Consider the following 4,992-nt stretch of genomic DNA (forward strand, 5'->3'; position numbering starts at 1 on the left):
GCTCAAACGCATGACCCTGAGCCCGATGCTCAACGCCCCGCCCTGATCCGGAACCTCGCCACCCGGCCCCCGAGCCAGAACCCCCAACTCCTCACCCCGAACCCGCCGCTCACCCACCCGCCCGCAGCAACCGGTTGACCGCTCGGCCGAAGACGCCACGGGCCGCCGCGGCGAGCACGGGGTCGGCCAGGGTGGGCAGGAAGCGGAGTCTGAGTTCCTCTCGCCACTCCACCCTGGTGCGTCCGCCGGGCCCCGGGCGGGCCTCCAGTTCGGCCCAGCCGAGGACGATCCGGCCGCGTTTCTCCAGGCGGCACAGGCCGGGTGTGTCCTCCGTCGGCGGCTGCCAGACCGTCACCTCCATGCGGTCGTCGAAGCCCAGCGGGCCGAGGCCGGTGCGGGCCACGATGACCGTGCCCTCGCGGGTCGGTGACGGCGTCAGCACGGTGACGCGGGTCAGCGGGACCACGTCCCCGTGCCGGGGCCAGTCGGTGAGCCGGTGCCAGGCCTCGGTGAGGGGGAGCGGTGCCGTGCGGTGGAGGCGGAAGTGGGCCACGCCCCGATCATAGGGAGTGCGCCGGTCAGGGCCGGTACACCTGTCCCGGCTCCGCCTTGCCGGGGGCCAGGAGTTGAGGGACCGTCACGAAGACGTAGCCGCGTTCCTTGAGGGCGTCGATGATGCCGGGGACCGCCGGGACGGTGCCCGGGTAGATGTCGTGCAGCAGGATGATGCCGTCCCGCGAGGCCTGCTCCAGCACGCGCTTCTCGATGAGCGCGGAGTCGTTCGTCGTGTAGTCCTTCGCGGTGACGCTCCACAGCACCTCCGCCAGGCCCATCTCCTTGGAGATGGCGTTGACGGTGTCGTTGGTGCGGCCCTGCGGCGGGCGCATCAGCGTCGGCCGGTGCCCGGTCAGCTTCTCTATCGCGTCGTTCGGGCGCTTGAGCTCGTCGCGTATCTCGTCCGGCTCGATCTTCGTGAGGATCTTGTGGTCCCAGGTGTGGCTGGCGACCTCGTGGCCCTCGGCGGCCATCCGCTTGACCAGCTCCGGGTACTTCTCGATGTGCCGCGCGCCGAGCAGGAAGAACGTCGCCGGGACCTTCTTCTCCTTGAGGATGTCCAGCAGCCGCGCGGAGTTCTCGCTCGGCCCGGCGTCGAAGGTGAGCGCGATGCACTTGGCCGTGCGGCAGTCGACGGCGCCGTAGCCGGCCGCCTGGACGTCGCTCGCCGGGTGGGCGCGCACGGTGCTCGGCGCGGTGGTGTCCAGGCGGGTGCACCCGCTCAGCGCCAGCGTGAGGCCGGCGGCGGCGGAGAAGACCGCCGCGGCCCGGAACGCTTTCCCCGTTCTTGTCATCTTCCTGGTCAGTGAAGGCATGGAGCGACTATACATAGCGTGTATACACGGAATGTATAGTCGCCGATCGCTGCCCGTTTCATGAGTGTGACGGTGCTCACCGGGTTACTCGCGGACACGAAAGTGAAGGCGAGAGTGAGGAGAGCCCCGTGAGCGCACACCCCTGGCGCCGGGTGCTGGTCACCGGCGGAGCCGGATTCGTCGGGTCGCACCTGTGCGGGCGGCTGCTGGACGGCGGCTGCGACGTCGTCTGCCTGGACAACCTCGCCACCGGCTCCCGCGCCAACGTGGCCGAGCTGAACACCCGCCCCGGCTTTCGCTTCGTCCGCGGCGACGCCACCGACCCCACCGCCTGGCGGGCCCTGCCCGGCCGCTTCGACCTGGTGCTGCACTTCGCCTGCCCGGCCTCCCCGGCCGACTACCTGCGGCTGCCCCTGGAGACCCTCGACGTCGGCTCCACCGGCACGCGCCTCGCGCTGGAACGCGCCCACGCCGACGGCGCCCGCTTCCTGCTCGCCTCCACCTCCGAGGTCTACGGCGACCCACTGGAGCACCCGCAGCGCGAGAGCTACTGGGGCAACGTCAACCCCAACGGCCCGCGCAGCGTCTACGACGAGTCCAAGCGCTTCGCCGAGGCCCTGGTCACCGCCCATCGCGGGGTGCACGGCACCGACACCGCGATCGTCCGCATCTTCAACACCTACGGCCCCCGCATGCGCACCGGCGACGGCCGCGCCGTGCCGACCTTCATCGCGCAGGCCCTGGACGGCATGCCCCTCACGGTCGCCGGCGACGGCGGCCAGACCCGCTCGCTGTGCTACGTCGACGACACCGTCGACGGCATCCTCGCCCTGGCCGCCTCCGGGCAGCCCGGCCCCGTCAACATCGGCGGCGCCGACGAGATCACCATGCTGGAGCTGGCCCGCCGGATCGTCGACCTCACCGGCTCCGCCTCCCGCATCCGCTTCGTGGAGCGCCCCGTCGACGACCCCTGCCGCCGCCGCCCCGACACCCGGCTCGCCCGCGAGCTGCTGGGCTGGCAGCCCCAGGTCGACTGGACCGAGGGGCTCAAGCGGACCATTGGCTGGTTCTCGCGGTCCGTCGCCGCCTGAGCCGTCCGACCCGGAGCCTGAGCCGTTCCGACCCAGAGTAGTTCTGTCCGTACATAGGGTGAAAAATCGGGTTATTGCGGGCGCAGTTGTCTTCACGTGTTTGAGACAGCTGCAGTGCGGCACCCGCTCAGCCCCAGAGCCCCCGACCGCCTCTCGGGACGGAGCAAGCCCCATGCGCATCCTTGGAATCAACGCCCTGTTCCACGACCCGGCCGCCGCGCTGGTCGTGGACGGACGTACCGTCGCCGCCGCCGAGGAAGAGCGTTTCAGCCGCCGCAAGCACGGCAAGCGGCCCCTGCCGTTCTCCGCGTGGGAACTGCCCGAGCTGTCGGCGCGCTGGTGCCTGGAGCATGCCGGGCTGCGGCCGGAGGAGCTGGACGCCGTCACGTACTCCTTCGACCCGAAGCTGGCCCGGCCCGCCGCCGACATGGGCCTGAACGACCCCTGGGACCCGCTGCGGCTGGAGTACGCCCGCCGCGCCCCGGAGTTCCTGGCCGAGGCACTGCCCGGCCTGGACCCCGAGCGGGTCGTCTTCGTCCCGCACCACGTGGCGCACGCCGCCTCCGCCGGGCCCGCCTCACCGCACCCCGACAGCGCCGTCCTGGTCCTGGACGGCCGCGGCGAATCCGCCTCCCACCTGGCCGGACGCTTCGACGACGGCAAGCTGGACACCCTGCACACCCAGGCCCTGCCGGACTCCCTCGGCCTGGTCTACGAGGAGCTGACCGAGCACCTGGGCTTCCTGCGCTCCAGCGACGAGTTCAAGGTCATGGCGCTCGCCTCCTACGGCACCCCCCGCTTCCTGGACCGGCTCCGCGAGCACGTCCACGCCACCGGCGACGGCGGTTTTTGCGCCCGAGGCGTCGACTGGACCGCCTTCGCGCCGGCCCGCGCCAAGAACGAGCCGTGGACCCGGGACCACGCCGACCTCGCCGCCAGCGCCCAGGCCGTGCTGGAGGAGACCCTGCTGGAGCTGGTGCAGTGGCTGCACCGGGAGGCCGGCGGCGAGGCCCTCACCATGGCCGGCGGCGTCGCCCTCAACTGCGTCGCCAACTCCAGGATCGCCCAGCGGGGCCCCTTCGAGCACGTGTGGGTGCAGCCCGCCGCCGGTGACGCCGGCACCGCGCTCGGCGGCGCCCTCTTCCTCGCCGCGCAGGCCGAGGACACCGAGCCCATGCCCGGCGCCGACCTCGGGCGCGGCTGGAGCGACGAGGAGCTGCGCACCTGGCTGGAGACGGCCGGCGTGCCCTACGAGCGCCCCGACGACATCGCCGAGACGGTCGCCGAGGAACTCGCCCGGGACGGGATCGTCGCCTGGTTCCAGGGCCGCAGCGAATACGGCCCGCGCGCCCTCGGCCACCGCTCGCTGATGGCCCACCCCGGCCGTGCCGAGAACCTGGAGCGGCTCAACCACGTCAAGGGCCGCGAGGAGTTCCGCCCGGTCGCGCCCATGGTGCGCGCCGAACGCGCCGCCGAACTCTTCGACGGGCCGCTGCCCAGCCCGTACATGCTCTTCGTGCACGACGTGCACCCCGCCTGGCGCGACCGCATCCCCGCCGTCGTCCACGTCGACGGCACCGCCCGCATCCAGACCGTCGAGGAGCGCGGCGAACCGCTCGTCGCCCGCATGCTTGCTGCGTTCGAGCGCCGAACCGGACTTCCCGTCGTCGTCAACACCAGCCTCAACACGGCCGGGCGGCCCATGGTCGACGACCCGCGCGACGCGCTGGAGTGCTTCGGCTCCGCGCCCGTGGACCTGCTGGCGATCGGACCGTACGCGGTGCGCCGCGGCCGGGCCTACGCGAAGGGGCACGGCGCATGACCGCATACGCCGTGGTGATCCCCACCCTCGCGCGCGACACGCTCGCGGACTGCCTGGCCGCGCTCGCCGCCGCGACCGGACCGCGCCCCGACGAGATCGTCGTCGTCGACGACCGGCCCGGCCCCGACCCGGACCCCGGCGCGCTGGAGCACCCGCTCAGCGTCCTCGGCGACCTGCGCGAGCGCACCCTCGTCGTCACCAGCGGCGGACGCGGACCCGCCGCCGCCCGCAACACCGGCACCCAGGCCGTCACCGCCCCCTGGGTCGCCTTCCTCGACGACGACGTCCAGGTCGGCCCGCACTGGTGCGACCAGCTGGTGCAGGACCTGCAGGAGGCCACCCCGGACACCGGCGCGGTGCAGGGCGTCATCGCCGTACCCCTGCCCGGGCACCGGCGGCCCACCGACTGGGAACGGGCCACCGCCGGCCTCGCCCAGGCCCGCTGGATCACCGCCGACATGGCCTACCGCACCGAGGCGCTCAAGCAGGTGGGCGGCTTCGACGAGCGCTTCACCCGCGCCTTCCGCGAGGACGCCGACCTCGCCCTGCGGGTGCTGGACGCCGGCTGGCGCATCCGGCAGGGCCGGCGCACCACCCGGCACCCGGTGCGGCCCGCCGACCGCTGGGTGTCCCTGCGCGCCCAGCGCGGCAACGCCGACGACGCCCTCACTGCGCGCCCTGCACGGCCCCGACTGGTCGGCACCGGGCG

The 4,992-nt window shown here is 73.1% G+C and carries 4 protein-coding genes and 1 pseudogene; 3 read left to right on the forward strand and 2 right to left on the reverse strand.

Annotated features, from left to right (window positions below; genetic code table 11):
- Positions 1-109 precede the first annotated feature (109 nt).
- Both C3489_RS37695 and C3489_RS37700 read right to left on the reverse strand, forming a co-directional pair.
- Positions 110-553 (reverse strand): SRPBCC family protein, encoded by a 444-nt coding sequence (locus C3489_RS37695; RefSeq protein ID WP_103786638.1) that lies wholly within the window; start codon positions 551-553, stop codon positions 110-112.
- A gap of 25 nt (positions 554-578) precedes the next feature.
- A complete protein-coding gene (locus C3489_RS37700; protein WP_103786639.1) occupies positions 579-1,370 on the reverse strand; it encodes a polysaccharide deacetylase family protein in 792 nt (263 codons plus the stop codon).
- Between the two features lie 128 nt (positions 1,371-1,498).
- Between C3489_RS37700 and C3489_RS37705 the strand changes: the two genes are divergently transcribed.
- From C3489_RS37705 to C3489_RS37715, 3 genes and pseudogenes are all read left to right on the forward strand, one after another.
- Positions 1,499-2,461, forward strand: a complete 963-nt coding sequence (locus C3489_RS37705) for an NAD-dependent epimerase/dehydratase family protein (RefSeq protein WP_103786640.1) — start codon at positions 1,499-1,501, stop codon at positions 2,459-2,461.
- 172 nt (positions 2,462-2,633) lie between these two features.
- Positions 2,634-4,283: a carbamoyltransferase C-terminal domain-containing protein gene (locus tag C3489_RS37710; RefSeq protein WP_103786641.1), complete on the forward strand. Its 1,650-nt coding sequence runs from the start codon at positions 2,634-2,636 to the stop codon at positions 4,281-4,283.
- Positions 4,280-4,992 (forward strand): annotated as a pseudogene (locus tag C3489_RS37715) (glycosyltransferase); the annotation flags it as partial. The gene C3489_RS37710 and the pseudogene C3489_RS37715, both read left to right, overlap by 4 nt.

Origin of the sequence: Streptomyces sp. Ru71, assembly GCF_002920535.1 — a bacterium.
In the GTDB taxonomy this organism is placed as follows: Bacteria; Actinomycetota; Actinomycetes; order Streptomycetales; family Streptomycetaceae; genus Streptomyces.